Here is a 15,938-nt window from a genome sequence, read left to right on the forward strand (position 1 = left end):
CTTCCGATTTCCGTCAGATCAATTCAAATGCTTCTGCCAGTGTCACAACGCAGGCAACTGATATGCCGAGTGTTACGAAGACACGAATGTGTTTGAAGAAAGCTAGCTCTGCCTTGGGTTTCACGCCTGAGCCATATCCTCTACCATCCAGGTAGATGCTTGTGATCATGGTCAAAAACAGTAGGAACCAGAGAGCAACCAATCCTTCTGCGATCAAGACAATGGCGGGCAACATAACAGGTCTCCGTAGTTTAAAAGTTTCAGAGCAGACGGTGGTACATCAGAGAAATCAGAGTTCTTTACGAGGAAGAAATTGACAGCTTAATTCGATGCCAAACACTGGTGAAACAGCCCCTGCCCTCTATCGTGACAACTTTCCGACTCATAATATCTATTTTATATATATCTTTATCATCACACATAACAAAAGACATATATTATTTGCATCTTTTCTTAAAAAGAGCTGAGCGAGCGAAAAATAGTGTGTTATTTCAAAATCTTAAGATATACACAGCCCACACTGCTTTCGGTGTTCAGCACTCTCTGATTTTATGATATACGCACGATATATCTTTGGAGCGTCACTATGCGTTTAAATCAGGCAAGCGATTTTGCTTTGCGGCTCGTTATGCAATGCGCCATGCAACCAGACATTCTTCAACGCATCGATCAGGTCGTTTTGCAGCAAGGTTTCTCACGTGGCCATGTGATGAAACTCGTCAACCAACTCTCCCGTGCCGGTATTCTTGAGACCATGCGTGGTCGTGGTGGAGGGTTTAAACTGGGCCGTCTCGCACAAGACATCAGCGTTGGAGATGTTGTCCGCGCGGCAGAGAATGATTTTGCCGTGGTCGAGTGCCTGCGACAGAGCGAATGTGGAGAAATCCAATGCTGCTTCCTCCCCTCTTGTCGCCTAAAACCATTGATGCAAAGAGCATCCAGCGCCTTCCTGAGCGTGCTCGATGAAATGACAATTGAGAGTGCAGTTATCGATTTGCCAGTACCATCTGCTTTGGTGGCACAACAAAGCTAGCAGGAAGAATACTTCGGAGACTCTATTGACCTTCTCATTCGTATATTTGACCAATCCTATATTGAATTCACAATTAAATCTAATTTAACAAATAAAAACTCTATTAATAACTATATTCGATTCAGTTAATCTATAGCTCATGAGAAGAGTATTGCGTATCACTTCGTAGCTCCTTAGTCGAATACAGCATAATTGTGTAGCGCGAAGAAATCTTAACGGATTACTAATGTGATTACTCAAACTGAAGCTGCGTTTTGCACTGCGCAGCCTTTGGTAACGGCTGTGCTCGACCGAACAACTGTCTCAGAACTGCTGTAGCTGGCAAATGTGTGAGGGTTGAAATGTGGTATAGTGAGCGTCTTCTCGGAACAACTGTACTTGCGGGCCTTGCGTTTGCCTGCCTGCTTGCCGTCACCATCAGTTTAGCTCCTGCTCAGGAGATTGTCACGGGAACCGTAAACGTACCACCAGACGTCATAGATGCGACCAACGGCATTTATGTGGGCTTTGGGACTGACGGAACGTTAAATATCTCTCAGGGTGAAACAGTCAGCTTCAGCGATTTCGTAGGTATCGGGCAGATCAATGCCAACGGAGTTGTGAATATCACTGATAGCGCTTCCATGATGCAAACCAGTTCAGTCTTTTCGCTCCAGATTGGGACTTCTGTAAATCAGGGAACTCTCAACCTTTCAGACAATGGTAGTTTCCTAGCCTCGCCAACCAGCATTGTCATTGGCAGCGGCGGGACGATTAATATTGGCGGAGAACTCGGTGACCCAGCAACAACACCGGGCTTAATTGAAGCAAGAGACTTGATCTTCTTCGATGGCGCGACAGTGGTCTTTAATGCGACCAGTAGTGGAGGTGAACATATTATTGCTCAGCTCGCCTCTGCCGAAGATGGTGCCGGTGATATCTATTTTGAAGAAGGAACTACGCGACTTACCTCCAACAACAAGCTGTTTCGAGGCAAGATGAGCGTTGATGAAGGAGCCAACGTCGAGTTCATTAACACCAACTCTGCCGGGCAAGGCCAGTTTGAGTTTACCGGTGGCAGTATCACAACAATCGGAAGCACAACTATTGATGGAGACATTCTTGTTGTGGATGGGCCAGAAGCAAGTGACGCTAACTTCATTACAACCTCTTCAGGCAATTTCAATCTCGTAGGCGACATTACTGGGAACGGAGCCCTCCGGTTTGCAGGCAATGGTGTAACCATTCTGTCGGGCAACAATTCTTGGACCGGTGGAACGGATATTGATGGCACAGAAGTTCAATTTTCAAGCGCGTCCAATCTGGGCAACAGCGCGATTGAATTGAACAGCGGCCACCTCACATTTACCGGCTCTACAGCAACAATCAACAACCTCATCGATCTGGATGGAACCTCCTCAATTGAGGTTGGTACGAACGACACCCTCACTGTGAGCAATGATATCAGCGGATCTGGCCGCTTGAAGAAACTGGACAACGGAACGCTCGTTCTTGGAGGGGCGGGTAGCAACTTCAGCGGTGGTTTGGATCTGGCAGCCGGTACTGTGGAGTTTGGAGCGGCAGCTAACATCGGCACAGGTGACGTTCTCTTTTACGGTGGTGATCTGAGTTATATTTCCGGTACAGACGCGACCATCGCCAACAATTTCAAGATGCACGATGACGGTACGCTTGATGTGCAATCCGGACGCACCCTGACACTGACTGGTGACATCACAGATGGCGGCGGCACACCAGGCTCTCTCACCATTGGGTCTGGCGGTACGGTCAATCTGCAAGGCGACAACAGTTTTTCTGGTGGCCTCATTATTCAGGAAAACAGTTCCATCGAGTTTACCGACCCGGACCGCCTTGGGCTTGGCACAACCACCCTCAACAATGGTAACCTGCTCTATCAGGGCTCCACAGACGTCAATCTCTCAAGGATTGCTATCGCCAGTGGCACAAGCAACACAATCGACATTGATGACAATACGGTCGATCTGGAAATCTCCTCCAACCTTTCCGGTTCTGGCAACTTGTCCATCGATGGTGGCCAAACAACCACCCTAACCGGCACCAACAGTTCATGGACCGGTGATCTTGGCGTAACCGATACCGAGTTGATCTTCAATGACGGCACCAACATCGGCAACGGCAATGTCGGCATCACGCTGAACTCCTCAACTCTGACCTACACCGGCGGCAGCACGGTCAACATCAATGAACTGGCGTTTTCCGGCGCCGGGAACGTGGTTGGAGCGACCGACATCGTTGGCCAGATCAACATCATGTCCGGGCTGACCGGTTCAGATCAGGTTACCTTCACCGGCCCGGGTGAAGTCAATCTGCTTGGTGACAACTCAGGCTACACAGCAGATATTGAAATCGACACCGGCACGCTTGGTCTGGAAGGCTTTTCTACCTCGGCCATTGGGTCTGGCAACGTGATCGTAAATGGTGGAACTCTTTTCTATCTGGGCACAGGCAGCGAAACTGTTGATACGACCAAGCTGCAAGTGAACAGCAATGATAATACCATCGACATGGCAAACGCAGGTGCAACCCTCACCTGGACCGGAGATGCCACTCCCGGTGGAGGTACCTTCCTAAAGAACGGTGCAGGTACGCTTATCCTATCAGACGGCACCAAATCTCTGGTCAGCTCCACCATTAACGGCGGCACCATGCGGATTGGTACGTCCTTAACGGATAGTTCTACTCTTTCAGGTGATCTGACCGTGAACGCCGATGGTCGGCTCGAGGGGTACGGCACAGCCAGCGGCAGTGTGACACTTAACGGGGGCATCATCGCACCCGGAGCGTCCTTCGGTACAATTACGCTCGGCAGTCTGGACGCGACTGGCACTGGCGGCACGTTGGAAATGGAGATCGGCTCTGATCCTGTATCTGGAATGGCAAACGCGGATCAGATCCAGATCCTCGCAGGTGGTAGCGTGGACCTGAATGATGTTGCGCTTGATCTCGTCAACGTCATGGGTCCAACACCGGTCAAAATCGGCGATGAGTTCGTCATTATCGACAATCTCTCCGCTCCAGGGACAGAGCCACCGACAGGCACATTCAGTTCAGTCAGCCACGATATGTTTATGCTTGATGTAAACGTGCTCTACGGTATTCCCGGAGACGGTAACGACGTTGCGATCCAGTTCATCCGAAGTTCCAACAACTTCAATGGCCTGGCAGATACACGCAACGAACATTCAGTCACTCTGGCGCTTGATACTATCAATGAGAGCGGCGATCTCTTCACACAACTTGCGCCCATGAACAATGCTCAGATTAAAGCTCTTCTCGATCCCCTCGCAGGTGAGATCAACGCTTCAACCCGTGCAATCCTTCTTGCCGACAGCCGCTTCCTGCGACAAGCGGTGAATGACCGCCTTTACAAGGCCCACAGTGCTTTTGCTGCGGACGTGGATGACAACACCGTTTCCCGCACGGTCAGCAACTTTGCGATGTGGGGACAGGTCTACGGCAGCTGGGGGCAATTCTTCTCCGATGGCAATGCCCGCACCACAGGCAGAAGCGTCGGCGGCGTTCTGGTTGGTGTTGATGCGACCTACTTTGACATGGTGCAGCTGGGTGTGGTTGCAGGCTTCGGCAGAACATCCATCGACATCAGTTCCATCGACGCCTCATCTGACAGTGACAGCTACAGTGTCGGCGGCTACGCCAGTGCTAATCCAATCGACAACGTCAAATTGCGCGGAGGTGTTGCCGGTACATGGTACAACATTGCAACTGATCGCGATATAAGCCTCTTCCCGGAAGAAACACTGTCATCTGACCAGTTCGCCGGTTCTGTGCAGGTGTTTGGTGAGCTTGGATACACGTTGGAAAGCACCTACGGCAATCTGGAACCTTTTGCAGGAGTTGCCTATGCTTACCTGTCTGGTCCCGGCTTCAATGAAACCGGTGGTGCAGCAGCACTCAAAGCAGATGGACAGTCCAACTCCCTCACTTTCCTGACACTGGGAACACGCGGCGAGTTTGACCTTTCCAACTACCTTTATGGGGACACAAGCTTTGTTGGCTTGGCAGCCTGGCAATACTCTTCCGCTGATACGCTCGACTACACCCAAAGCTTCATCGACAGCGGCAACCCCTTCACCGTCGCCAGCGTCCCAATCGCCCGCAACGTGGCCCTGATCGAAACCGGCCTTGAATCCCGGCTGGCCGAGCACATCCAACTCAACATCAACTACTACGGCCTCCTCGCCGACCAAACCCTAGACCACGGCGCCAACGCAAGACTGTTCGTGCAGTATTGAGGGAAGAGAAAGCCTAAGCAAAAAACGCGGCCCCGAAGAGCCGCGTTTTGCAAAATTCAAAGGATGAAAGAGCCTTAGCCCAGAGCTGCGAGGCGCTCCAGAGCGGCATCCATCTTTTCCTTGCGCTCAGCAAGTTCAGCCACTTTTTCTTTTTCAGCAGCAACAACGTCTTCCGGAGCTTTTGCAAGGAAACGTTCGTTTTCAAGCTTCTTGGAGATCTTGGTGAGCTCACCAACAATCTTATCCAAAGACTTGCCAAGACGAGCCTTTTCAGCATCCAGATCGATAACACCAGCAAGCGGCAGGCAAACGGTCGCTTCGCCGACAACAATCTGAGCAGAGCCCTGTGGGATCTCATCAGCAGTAGTGACCGTTTCAGCACGCGCGTTCTTCATGATCGCCGCTTCGTGGATTTCCAGACGAGCTTTGGTCTGCTCAGAAGCACCACACAGAACAACAGGAACCTTCGCCCCAGCCGGAACGTTCATTTCAGAACGAACAGAGCGGATCTGGACAATCATGTCGATCAGCCAGTTGATCTCAGCAGCAGCCTCGCCATCTTCACCAATGGAAGTCGGCCAGGCAGAAAGCGCCAGAAGCTTCTCACGCTTATTCTCGCCATCTTCAACCGTACGCATCCAAAGCTCTTCCGTAATGAACGGCATGAACGGGTGCAGAAGCTTCAGGATCTCATCACGAGCCCAGGCCGTTGTGGCACGAACTTCTTCCTTGGCCGCTTCATCATCGCTGTAGAAGATCGGCTTGGTCAGCTCAACGTACCAATCACAGAATGTATTCCAGACAAAGCGGTATGCACCACCGGCAGCATCGTTGAAGCGGTATGTATCAATCGCCTCAGAAACTTCGCGAATAGCACGGCTTGTTTCAGTCACGATCCAGCGGTTCACGGTCTGCTTAACAAGCGCAGGATCAAAGCCATCTACTGCATGACACTCGTTCATTTCCGCAAAGCGGCAAACGTTCCAGAGCTTGGTGGTAAAGTTACGATAACCAGCAACGCGAGAGGTCGCCAGCTTGATATCGCGTCCCTGTGCAGCCATCGCAGCAAGCGTGAAGCGCAGAGCATCCGCACTGTATTCTTCAATCAGCGCCAGCGGATCAATCACATTGCCCTTGGACTTGGACATCTTCGCGCCCTTCTCGTCACGGACGAGGGCGTGAATGTAAACCGTGTCGAATGGCTCGGTCTTCATATAGTGCTTGCCCATCATCATCATGCGGGCAACCCAGAAGAAGATGATGTCGAAGCCGGTAACAAGAACAGACGTTGGGTAGTAGCGTGCAAGCTCAGCGGTTTTATCCGGCCAGCCCATGGTCGAGAACGGCCACAACGCAGAAGAGAACCAGGTGTCCAGAACGTCTTCATCGCGGTACATGGCAACAAAGTCAGCTTCACCGGCATCATGCGCAGCCAAAGCATCGTTCTGTTCCATCAGCTTAACAGGCTTACCGTAAAATTCTGCAGCAGCAGCCAAAGCTTCTTCTTCGCTCTTTTCAACGAAGAACTTACCTTCCGGGCCATACCACGCCGGGATACGGTGTCCCCACCACAACTGACGGGAAATACACCACGGCTGGATGTTTTCCATCCATTCGTAATAGGTCTTGTCCCAGTTGGCAGGAACAAACTTGGTGCGACCTTCACGAACGGATGCAATGGCAGGCTGCGCCATGGTCTTGGCATCAACATACCACTGGTCAGTCAGCATAGGCTCAATCGGAACGCCGCCACGGTCACCGTGTGGAACCATGTTGACGTGATCAACAACCTCATCCAGCAGACCGCGCTCTTCCAACATGGAAACGATCAGCTTGCGCGCCGCAAAGCGCTCAACACCTTCAAGTGTTTCCAGTGTTTTGTTGAGCTCATCGGTCAATTCCAAACCATCCATAAAGCCTTCTGCTTCACGCAGAACAATGTTGGCTTCACGGTCCATGATGGAAATCTGACGCAGTGAATGACGCTTACCAATGTCAAAGTCATTGAAATCGTGCGCAGGCGTAACCTTCATCGCGCCTGTGCCGGTTTCAAGATCAACATAGTCGTCAGCAAGGATTGGAACACGGCGGCCAACCAGCGGCAGGATAATGTCTTTGCCCTGCAGCTCTTTAAAGCGCTCATCATCCGGATGAACGATAACAGCCGTATCACCCAGCATGGTTTCCGGGCGAGTGGTCGCAATCACGATGTAATCACGCGTCTCAAACTCGGTCGCCTTGCCGTCTTCATCAAACGCAACAGGGTGCTGGTACGTCACACCATCCGCCAGCGGATAGCGGAAATGCCACATGTTGCCCTGCATTTCCTTCTGCTCAACTTCCAGATCAGAAATCGCAGTCAGAAGTTTAGGATCCCAGTTCACAAGGCGCTTGTCCTTGTAAATCAGGTTCTCTTTGTAAAGAGAAACAAACACTTCCAGAACAGCCTTGGAGAGGCCTTCGTCCATGGTGAAACGCTCACGGGACCAGTCACAAGACGCACCAAGGCGCTTGAGCTGGTTAAAGATCATCCCGCCGGACTCACCTTTCCATTTCCACACACGTTCAATAAACGCTTCACGACCAAGGTCACGACGCGTGATATTGCCGTCGTCAGCAGCCATCTGGCGCTCAACGACCATTTGTGTCGCAATACCTGCGTGGTCCATACCCGGTTGCCACAGAACGTCGCGACCGCGCATACGCTGGTAGCGAACCATAATATCCTGCAAAGTGTTGTTGAGAGCATGGCCCATATGCAGAGAGCCTGTCACATTCGGCGGCGGAATCACGATTGAGTAGGTCGCAGCTCCATCTTCTGCGCCCGCACCTGCCTTAAAGGCCCCTGCCTGTTCCCAAGCATCGTAAATCCGCGGCTCAACAGAGGCCGCCTCATATGTTTTATCCAGCATACCTAAAAGCTCTTCCACTTATGGAGTTTGTCTGGTGTAAATCGGAAGCACTCGCCTAAGTCAACCTTTCATGCGGCTGAAGGATGCAAATTATGCATCAGACGCGTGTTGTTCACCGCTCCAGCAATCACATATACAACAAAACACCCAAAAACTGCTGAGATATAATTTGAGAATGAATTACGAAGCCTTGTACCTCAAGACCTATGCCTAAATGCGGTGATAGAAGTTAGTAGGTTTAGCAGAATACAAATCGCTGCTGTCTGTACAGCAAGACGGTAACTAAAAGGTTGAAGCGAGAAGAGAGTTTGCAACTCAAAGGGGTAATCAGCAGGTTTTAACAAGCTCTCTGGGAACTCCTCGGGAAAGTTGATCGGTTAAACAACAAGCTTAGCGCACTCTACCCAGCATGAAACTACTCAACATAGTCCTTATAAGGAGTGTACCATCCATGAGCGAAAGTGGTTCTGTAATTCTTAAATGTGCGTATTTCAGCCTGCCTAGAATCTGGCTCGACAGATCGATGGCCAGTACGTTTTCGACCAAATACAAATTTACTGAATGCTTCACATATTAAGACCATCAAAATGACAATCTGAAACTGAAGCTAGACTTACGTAAGAAAAACCCTAATCACACTAATTTAATTCATATATCTAACCTTAGAAAGGCTTCTATTTTTAAATACACCTCATTACTATGAATAAAATTCACATTTCAATTACCCAGTATGTTACTTATATTTATTTTAATTTATTATCACTACATCACCCACTCTCGTTTTCAGAGGGTAGAGTTCTGCAACCCAATGTACTTCAATTACTTTGATTTATTTTCTCAACTCCTCAAACGCTCCTTTTGAATAGATTCCCAAACACAAAAAAGCAGCACTCGCCGGGCGGGGAGTGCTGCTTTTGGTGGTGGGTGCCCCTGAAAGTTCGGGAGGAGGGTAAACCTTCAAAGGCACCTTATGTCTCTGTCAGTTAAATCTGAGCAGAGAGATCCTTGGCGAGTTTGGTGTACTTGTCGCCAACGATGAGATGGAGCGCTTTGTCTCCCGCTTTCATGACCTGAATGCCAGCCTGTGCCAGCTCTGGCATGGACACGCCGGCGATATCGCGCAGTTCCACGCGTACGCGGGTATTTGCAACAGCTTCAACAGCTACCACGTTATCCTTGCCGCCAAGCTGACCAAAGATGGCTGCTGCATCAAGGCTTTGCTCGGCAGCAGGTTGTGCAGAGGCACCGCCACCTTGCAGGTAGATCTCCATGTCGGTCTTCAGGTTCTCAGAAGCCGTTCCGAAGATGGCCTGAGCACCATTACCAACGCGGATCACACCGCGAGCACCGAGTGCTTTCAACGCAGCATCATCAACCTTGGAAACATCAGCAGTGCTGACACGCAGACGGGTGATACATGCATCCAGATTGGTGATGTTGTCTGCACCGCCGAAGGCTTTCACAAGCGCTGCGGACATTGCATCTTCATCGCCGCTGGCAACCGCTGCGGAGGCTTCAGTTGCAGCTTCGCGGCCCGGAGTTTTCAGGTTCAGGGCTACAATGAGAACACGGAATACAGCGTAGTACAAAGCTGCGTAACCCAGACCGAACACGACCAGCATCCAGCCGTTGGAGGAGAGTGGGTAAAGCAGAACGTAATCGATGAAACCGTGTGAGAAGGTCATGCCGTGCTTGATGCCGAGCATGATCATCAGGGAGTAGCCAACACCTGCCAGAATGGCGTGTGCGATATAAAGAACTGGCGCAACGAACAGGAACGCAAATTCGATTGGCTCGGTGATACCGGTCAGGAAGGAGGTCAGCGCAGCGGAGATCATGATACCGCCAACCATGGTGCGGTTTTCAGGCTTCGCGCAGTGCCAGATTGCCAGTGCAGCAGCAGGTAGGCCCCACATTTTGAAGAGGTAGCCACCAGCCATGTTACCAGCAGTTGGGTCACCAGCAAGGTAACGCTGGATTTCGCCGGTTACGGCCTGGCCAGTTGCCGGATCAATGTAGGAGCCAGCTTCAAAGAAGAATGGAACGTTCCAGATGTGGTGCAGGCCGAATGGGATCAGCGCGCGCTCAATCACACCGTAGATGAAGAACGCAACTTCTGGGTTTTCTTCAGCTGCCCAACGGGAAAACGCGTTGATGGCACCACCGATTGGAGGCCATACGAACGACAGGATAACACCGAGGAAAATACAGGCAAATGCGGTGATGATCGGCACAAAGCGCTTACCCGCGAAGAAACCTAGATAATCCGGTAACTTGATGCGGTAGAACTTGTTGAACATGAACGCAGCCAGCGCGCCCACGAGGATGCCGCCGAACACGCCGGTATCAATGGAGGTGATCCCGAGGATCGGCTTGGTTTCGATTGCAAGCGTCTCAGCAACAACGCCCATTGTTGCAAGAAGAACACCGTAACCAACCACGGCTGCAAGGCCGGCAACACCATCGTTTTTGGCGAAGCCGAGTGCAACGGCAACTGCGAAGATGATTGGCAGGTTACCGAAGATCGAGCCACCAGCCTGAGCCATCAGGTGGTTGATGAATTCCGGAATGAACGGTAGGTCAGCTGCGCCGACGCCGAGAAGGATACCAGCAGCTGGAAGAACCGACACTGGCAGCATCAGGGACTTACCAACCTTCTGTAAGGCTCCAAATGCGTTTGAGAATGTACTCATTGTTTTTCCCCCAGAGTTGCATGGTGTGCGAGCACGCCATGCCCCCTGATTTTGTTAGGTATTCCCGACTGGAACACCAACTCCCACATTTACTCCTGCATCACTGCTGTGATTTGAGGAGATCTTTCACGTCACTGGTATCCGCGCAGTCCAAAGCTGCTTGCGCGAGCTTGCGGGACTCCTCCATGGATACAGTGCGAACTGTGTGTTTCACTTCCGGCAAAGCAGGTACGCTGACGGAAAGTTCTTTGATGCCGAGGCCAATAAGGATCGGCACGGCTTCAATCTGACTGGCAAGACCGCCACAAACGCCAACCCATTTGCCTGCATCTTCTGCGGCGCGAACGGTGAGTTCGATCATGCGCAGAACGGCTGGGTGCAGCGCATCCGCACGGGATGCGAGGCCCGGATGGCCGCGGTCGATCGCCATGACGTACTGGGTGAGGTCATTGGTGCCGATGGAGAAGAAGTCCACTTCCTGTGCCAGCTTGTCGGCCATGAGGGCGGCAGACGGCACTTCAATCATGATGCCGACTTCAACGTGCTCAACACCAAGGCTCTTCTGCTCTTCACGCACCAGCGCGTTGACGGCTCGCAGCTCGTCCAGCGCACTGATCATCGGGTACATGATGCGTGCATGACCCTTGTGTGCCTGAGAGAGAATGGCACGGACCTGACGGCGCAGGATGCTTGGGCGCTCAATACCGATACGTACACCGCGAACACCGAGGAATGGGTTTTCTTCATGCGGCATAGGCATGTAAGGCAAAGGCTTGTCGCCGCCCACGTCCAATGTGCGGATGATGACAGGGCGTTCTTTGCCCATAACCTCAAGAATTGCGCCAACTTTTTCGGCCTGCTCTTCTTCTGTCGGCTCGTTGAGGCGCTCCATGTAGAGGAACTCGGATCGCAGCAGACCAACAGCTTCAGCACCAGCTGCAACAGCCTTTTCAGCATCTTCTACGCTACCGATGTTAGCGGCAATTTCCACCCGAAAACCGTCTTTGGTGATGGCTGGTTTATGCGCATCGCGCTGGTATTCTTCGGCTTGTTTGGCTGCGTTTTCGATCTTCCTGGTGAAGGCAGCTTGCTCGGCGTCAGTCGGAGAAACTTTGATTTTACCGCGCTTTGCATCCAGAAGAAGGACGGTGCCGTCTTCGAGGTCCTTCATGGCGTCTTCGACATTGACGAGGTAAGGCAAGTCATTAGAGCGGGCGATGATGGCCGCGTGAGAAGAAGACCCGCCATGGGTGGTGCACAGACCGACGATCTTGGTGAGGTCCAGAGCAACGATCTCGGAAGGTGTGACGTCTTCCTGAAGAAGGATGGTGCCTTCCTCTAAAATTTCACCGCCATCATCAACGCCAAGCAGCTTTTTCAGTACGCGCAGGCCGATATCACGGACGTCAACGGCGCGGCCAGCGAGCAGCGGGTCGTCCATTTTGGCGAGGGTTTCAGCCTGTGCTTCGTAAGCCAGCTTCCAGCTCCAGGCTGCGCCTTGGCCCTTGGCGATGTCTGCCAGTGGCTTTTCGGAGAGTTCTGGATCGGAAAGCAGTTCGATGTGGGCGTTGAAGACCTCGGCCAGTTCTTCCTGACTGTTGTTGTTCAGGCGGTCGATGATGCTTTGCAGGTCTGCGATGGAGGATTTGACGGAGGCTTTGAACGCGGCACGCTCTTCAGCTGGACCGATGCTTTCGCGAGTGACCTCTGGTAGAGTCTTGTTGTGCTTGACCAATTTACCGATAGCGCGACCCGGAGAGGCGGTGAAGCCGATGAGAACGCCATCTTCGCCGGACTTGACCTGAAGCAGAGGTGCTTCCTCGATCACGTCTTCCTGCGGAGCCTCGGAGAAGCTGGTGATTTCTTCGCCAAGACCAGCTTTCACAGCAGCGATAACATCAGCCACCACTTGCTGTGCATCCGGACCAACAGCTTCAATCTCCAGCTCGTCACCAAGCTTTGTTTTCAAAGACATAATGCCGGTAACAGAAGAGCCGCTGCAGGTTTTGCCGTTGACCGTAAAGGTGACTTTTGCATCCGCTTTACGCACTTCAACAGCCAGACGGGCGGCTGGACGGGCGTGGAGGCCGGTGGCGTTGGGAATCTTTATGGAGCCGGTGATGGCTGGGCCGGTTGGCTCAGTTGCAGTTTCCTGCACTGGGGCTGCGGTGCCTTGAGGATCATTGCTGCTTGGGACAGTGAAGACGACCTGATTGAGGTCTGTCTGAACGGTGCCGAGAGGAGCGAGGGTCGTGATTTCCTGACCGCTGGTGATGACGATTGCGGATTGAACGGAAACACATTCGCGGGCGATGAGGTCTGCATCGAAGGTGATAAGGGGTTGACCTTGCTCGACCTGATCTCCCTCAGCGACGTGCAATTCGAAGCCGCGGCCTTTCAGGGCGACGGTGTCGAGGCCGATATGCATCAGCAGCTCAACGTCGCCTTGTTGCAACGTAACTGCATGATGTGAATTATGAATTTGAGTTATCTTGCCAGCGAACGGGGCGTAAAGAACATTGTCTGTCGGGTCGATGGAAACGCCATCACCCATCATCTTTTCGGCAAACACCGGATCGGGCAGGTCGGTGACAGCCTGAACAATGCCCTTCAAAGGCAAATTGATGGAAAATTTGTTTTTTGGATCCTTCACCGTTTTATCTCCCGATTATATTAGGTGAATGCGCGCCTTCTTAAGCTTCGGCTAAGTCTTGAAGAGACAAGAGGCGATTTTTACGCGAGGATCATTTGCGTAAGGCCGCACAACAATACGTAAAAAGACTAGTGTTACGGGGTGTTACGAATTGTTACAAAGGGAAATATTTCTCATTACATAGAGAATGACTTGCTGATGGATATCAGTGCTAATCGACTTGTTGTATAGATAAGATTAACTCGAATTATATACTAATATACATCATGCAATTACATGAGGTCGGCGGCACCTTCCCATGCATTTGCAACAATGCTGTAACAACAGCTTGATACATTACAGAGCCGCCAGTCCGCGCTGTTTCATCCGTAATGAGGATCTGCACACGCTCCAGCTTCCCGAAATCCTAAAAGCGCCCATACCTGAAGGGACTACAGAACCGGATTCAGCCTTGCGTTTTTATTTGCGTTGTTTTGTGATTTTTGCGTTCAAAGCGTTTTTTGGTGCGCGCTTATGTGCTGAACCGCGGGGAGAGGAACCTGCGCCAGCAAAGAGCCGCCGCAGGTCAAAATTCGATCTTCAGAGCAAGACAGTTCTGGCTTCTTTTTCGCTCAGATATGCAGCCTCAATAATCCGGATGGTCTGCATCGCGTCACGTGGGGAAACTGGGACTGCGGTATCATCGCGAATGGCGTCCCGCATACCTGCGTAGAACCGTTCGTATCCACCTTTCTGGCTTGGTACCGGCGTACCTTCACCCGTCTCGTCATAAAGCGTGCCCCACTCGTCTTCAGCTTCAACGCCCCAGGTCGGGCTCGCAGGTCCACCGCCAGCCTTCAGCATGTCCTCTTGCGGGTCCATGCCATAGGTGATGTAGGTGGCTTTATCCCCGCTCACCTGAAAGCGTGGACCTTGCTCTGTGCTGAGGCAGTTGCCGTGCAGGATGACATCACAGTCGTCATAGCCGAGCACGAGGTGGAAGTGATCCACCGCTGCCGCTTCTTTGCGCTGAACGCGAAGCCTCGCCTGAACTGATTTTGGCGTGCCAAACAAACTCAGCGCCTGATCGATGCCATGGGCACCCAGATCATACAGGATGCCAGCACCGGGGATATCCTGCTCGCGCCAACGGCCTTTAATGTCCGGGCGGTAGCGGTTGTAGTTGCACAGGTACGAGTGCACTTTCCCGAGCTTGCCTGTTTCCATCAAGTCCTGAACCGTTAGGAAATCACAGTCGAACCGGCGATTATGATAGACTGAGAGCTTCAGGTCTTTCTGCTCTGCTATGTCGATCAGCTCTTCCGCTTCTGCACTGGTGATGGTGAAGGGCTTTTCAACTACCACATGCTTACCAGCCAGCAGCGCTTTTTTAGCGTGATCGTAATGCAGCGTGTTGGGCAAGCTGAGAACGACAAGCTCGATTTCCGGCTGCGCCAATACCTCTTCAAAGGAAGTGTACGGCGTGCAGTCGGGCAACTTGCTTTTGACGAGATCCGGCTTGCTGGAAACCACCGCGGCAAGGTCGAGCCCCTCCACAAATGTCAGCAGGGGTGCGTGGAAGCTTTGGCCAGAAACACCAAAGCCCACAAGAGCCGTTTTCACAGGCTGAACAGAACTCATATTACGCATCACTCGCTGGAAAATTCTTCTGCACGTTGTCGAGGTCAAGAACGGTTGGCAGGGAGGCCTCGTTGCCGAGGAACTGAATGGCGTGGGCAGAAGCTGCGCGGGCTGTTTTGAAGTGATCTTCCCAAGAGCCTTTTGGGTCTGCCAGATACGCATAGACATAGGCACCGTGGAAAGTATCACCCGCACCGTTGGTGTCGATAACCCGGTCTTTTGGCACCTTCAAAGCTGGTTGGCGCTTAATCGGGCACTTGTCTTCGTACCAAAGCAGGCCTTTTTCGCCCTGAGTGACACCACCGACCTTCACGCCTTTGGCACGCAAAGACTCCAGTGTGTCTTCTGGTGATTTGCCAAGCTGCTCACAGAACAGCTCAGAAATGATCGCCACATCAATGTAGTCGAGCAGTTCCTCGGTGTTCTCACGAACGGCACCACCATCCAGAGATGTCAGGATGCCGTGTTTGCGGCAAAGTTTGGCGTAGTGCAAAGCGGCATGAGGGATGTGACCGTCTACGTGCAGCGCCTGACAGCCAGCCAGATTAAGCTCAGGAACCGGATGCAGGAAGTCATTGTCGCGACAGCGCACGATGGCGCGTTTGCCGTCTTTTGGCATGATGAAGGACAGAGAGCTTTCCTTCACTTTGCAGCTGTGGATCGGAATGGCATACTTGGCCGCCATATCGCGGAACATGCGGGAGAGCCAGTCATCTGCCATGGAGCACAGCAGGTCAGGTGAGATGCCCAGCT

8 protein-coding genes are annotated in these 15,938 nt (G+C 52.0%); 2 read left to right on the forward strand and 6 right to left on the reverse strand.

Features of this window, described 5'->3' with window-relative positions:
* Positions 1–13: 13 nt before the first annotated feature.
* Positions 14–235, reverse strand: coding sequence for a hypothetical protein (locus tag PsWM33_RS18250; protein ID WP_063287743.1), 222 nt, complete (start codon positions 233–235; stop codon positions 14–16).
* Between the two features lie 351 nt (positions 236–586).
* Between PsWM33_RS18250 and PsWM33_RS18255 the strand changes: the two genes are divergently transcribed.
* Together PsWM33_RS18255 and PsWM33_RS18260 are read left to right on the forward strand one after the other, a co-directional pair.
* Positions 587–1,033 carry an RrF2 family transcriptional regulator gene (locus PsWM33_RS18255; RefSeq protein WP_082827068.1) on the forward strand — a complete coding sequence of 149 codons (447 nt, stop codon included), beginning with the start codon at positions 587–589 and terminating at the stop codon, positions 1,031–1,033.
* A gap of 341 nt (positions 1,034–1,374) precedes the next feature.
* The gene (locus tag PsWM33_RS18260; RefSeq protein ID WP_063301160.1) at positions 1,375–5,307 is read left to right on the forward strand and encodes an autotransporter domain-containing protein; all 3,933 of its coding nucleotides are present in this window, start codon (positions 1,375–1,377) and stop codon (positions 5,305–5,307) included.
* Positions 5,308–5,381: 74 nt separating this feature from the next.
* Here PsWM33_RS18260 and PsWM33_RS18265 read toward each other — a convergent pair whose 3' ends face one another.
* The 5 genes from PsWM33_RS18265 to PsWM33_RS18285 form a co-directional block, all read right to left on the reverse strand.
* A complete protein-coding gene (locus tag PsWM33_RS18265) occupies positions 5,382–8,219 on the reverse strand; it encodes a valine--tRNA ligase (protein WP_063301161.1) in 2,838 nt (945 codons plus the stop codon).
* Positions 8,220–9,202: 983 nt separating this feature from the next.
* On the reverse strand, positions 9,203–10,912 hold the full coding sequence (gene ptsG, locus PsWM33_RS18270; RefSeq protein WP_063301162.1) for a PTS glucose transporter subunit IIBC: 1,710 nt from the start codon (positions 10,910–10,912) through the stop codon (positions 9,203–9,205).
* Positions 10,913–11,012: 100 nt separating this feature from the next.
* Entirely contained in the window at positions 11,013–13,565 is a 2,553-nt protein-coding gene (gene ptsP / locus PsWM33_RS18275; protein WP_063301163.1) for a phosphoenolpyruvate--protein phosphotransferase, read from the reverse strand.
* A gap of 579 nt (positions 13,566–14,144) precedes the next feature.
* On the reverse strand, positions 14,145–15,185 hold the full coding sequence (locus PsWM33_RS18280; protein WP_063301164.1) for an oxidoreductase: 1,041 nt from the start codon (positions 15,183–15,185) through the stop codon (positions 14,145–14,147).
* 1 nt (position 15,186) lies between these two features.
* Positions 15,187–15,938: PfkB family carbohydrate kinase (locus PsWM33_RS18285; protein WP_244276711.1), on the reverse strand; the 752-nt coding region annotated here is incomplete at its 5' end.

Source organism: Pseudovibrio sp. WM33 (assembly GCF_001623165.1).
Taxonomy (GTDB): domain Bacteria; phylum Pseudomonadota; class Alphaproteobacteria; order Rhizobiales; family Stappiaceae; genus Pseudovibrio.

Coding starts and splice junctions, on each gene's coding strand:
- ptsG (WP_063301162.1), bottom strand. CDS start 10,912: ATGAGTACATTCTCAAACGCATTTGGAGCCTTACAGAAGGTTGGTAAG.
- PsWM33_RS18255 (WP_082827068.1), top strand. CDS start 587: ATGCGTTTAAATCAGGCAAGCGATTTTGCTTTGCGGCTCGTTATGCAA.
- PsWM33_RS18265 (WP_063301161.1), bottom strand. CDS start 8,219: ATGCTGGATAAAACATATGAGGCGGCCTCTGTTGAGCCGCGGATTTAC.
- PsWM33_RS18280 (WP_063301164.1), bottom strand. CDS start 15,185: ATGAGTTCTGTTCAGCCTGTGAAAACGGCTCTTGTGGGCTTTGGTGTT.
- PsWM33_RS18250 (WP_063287743.1), bottom strand. CDS start 235: ATGTTGCCCGCCATTGTCTTGATCGCAGAAGGATTGGTTGCTCTCTGG.
- PsWM33_RS18260 (WP_063301160.1), top strand. CDS start 1,375: ATGTGGTATAGTGAGCGTCTTCTCGGAACAACTGTACTTGCGGGCCTT.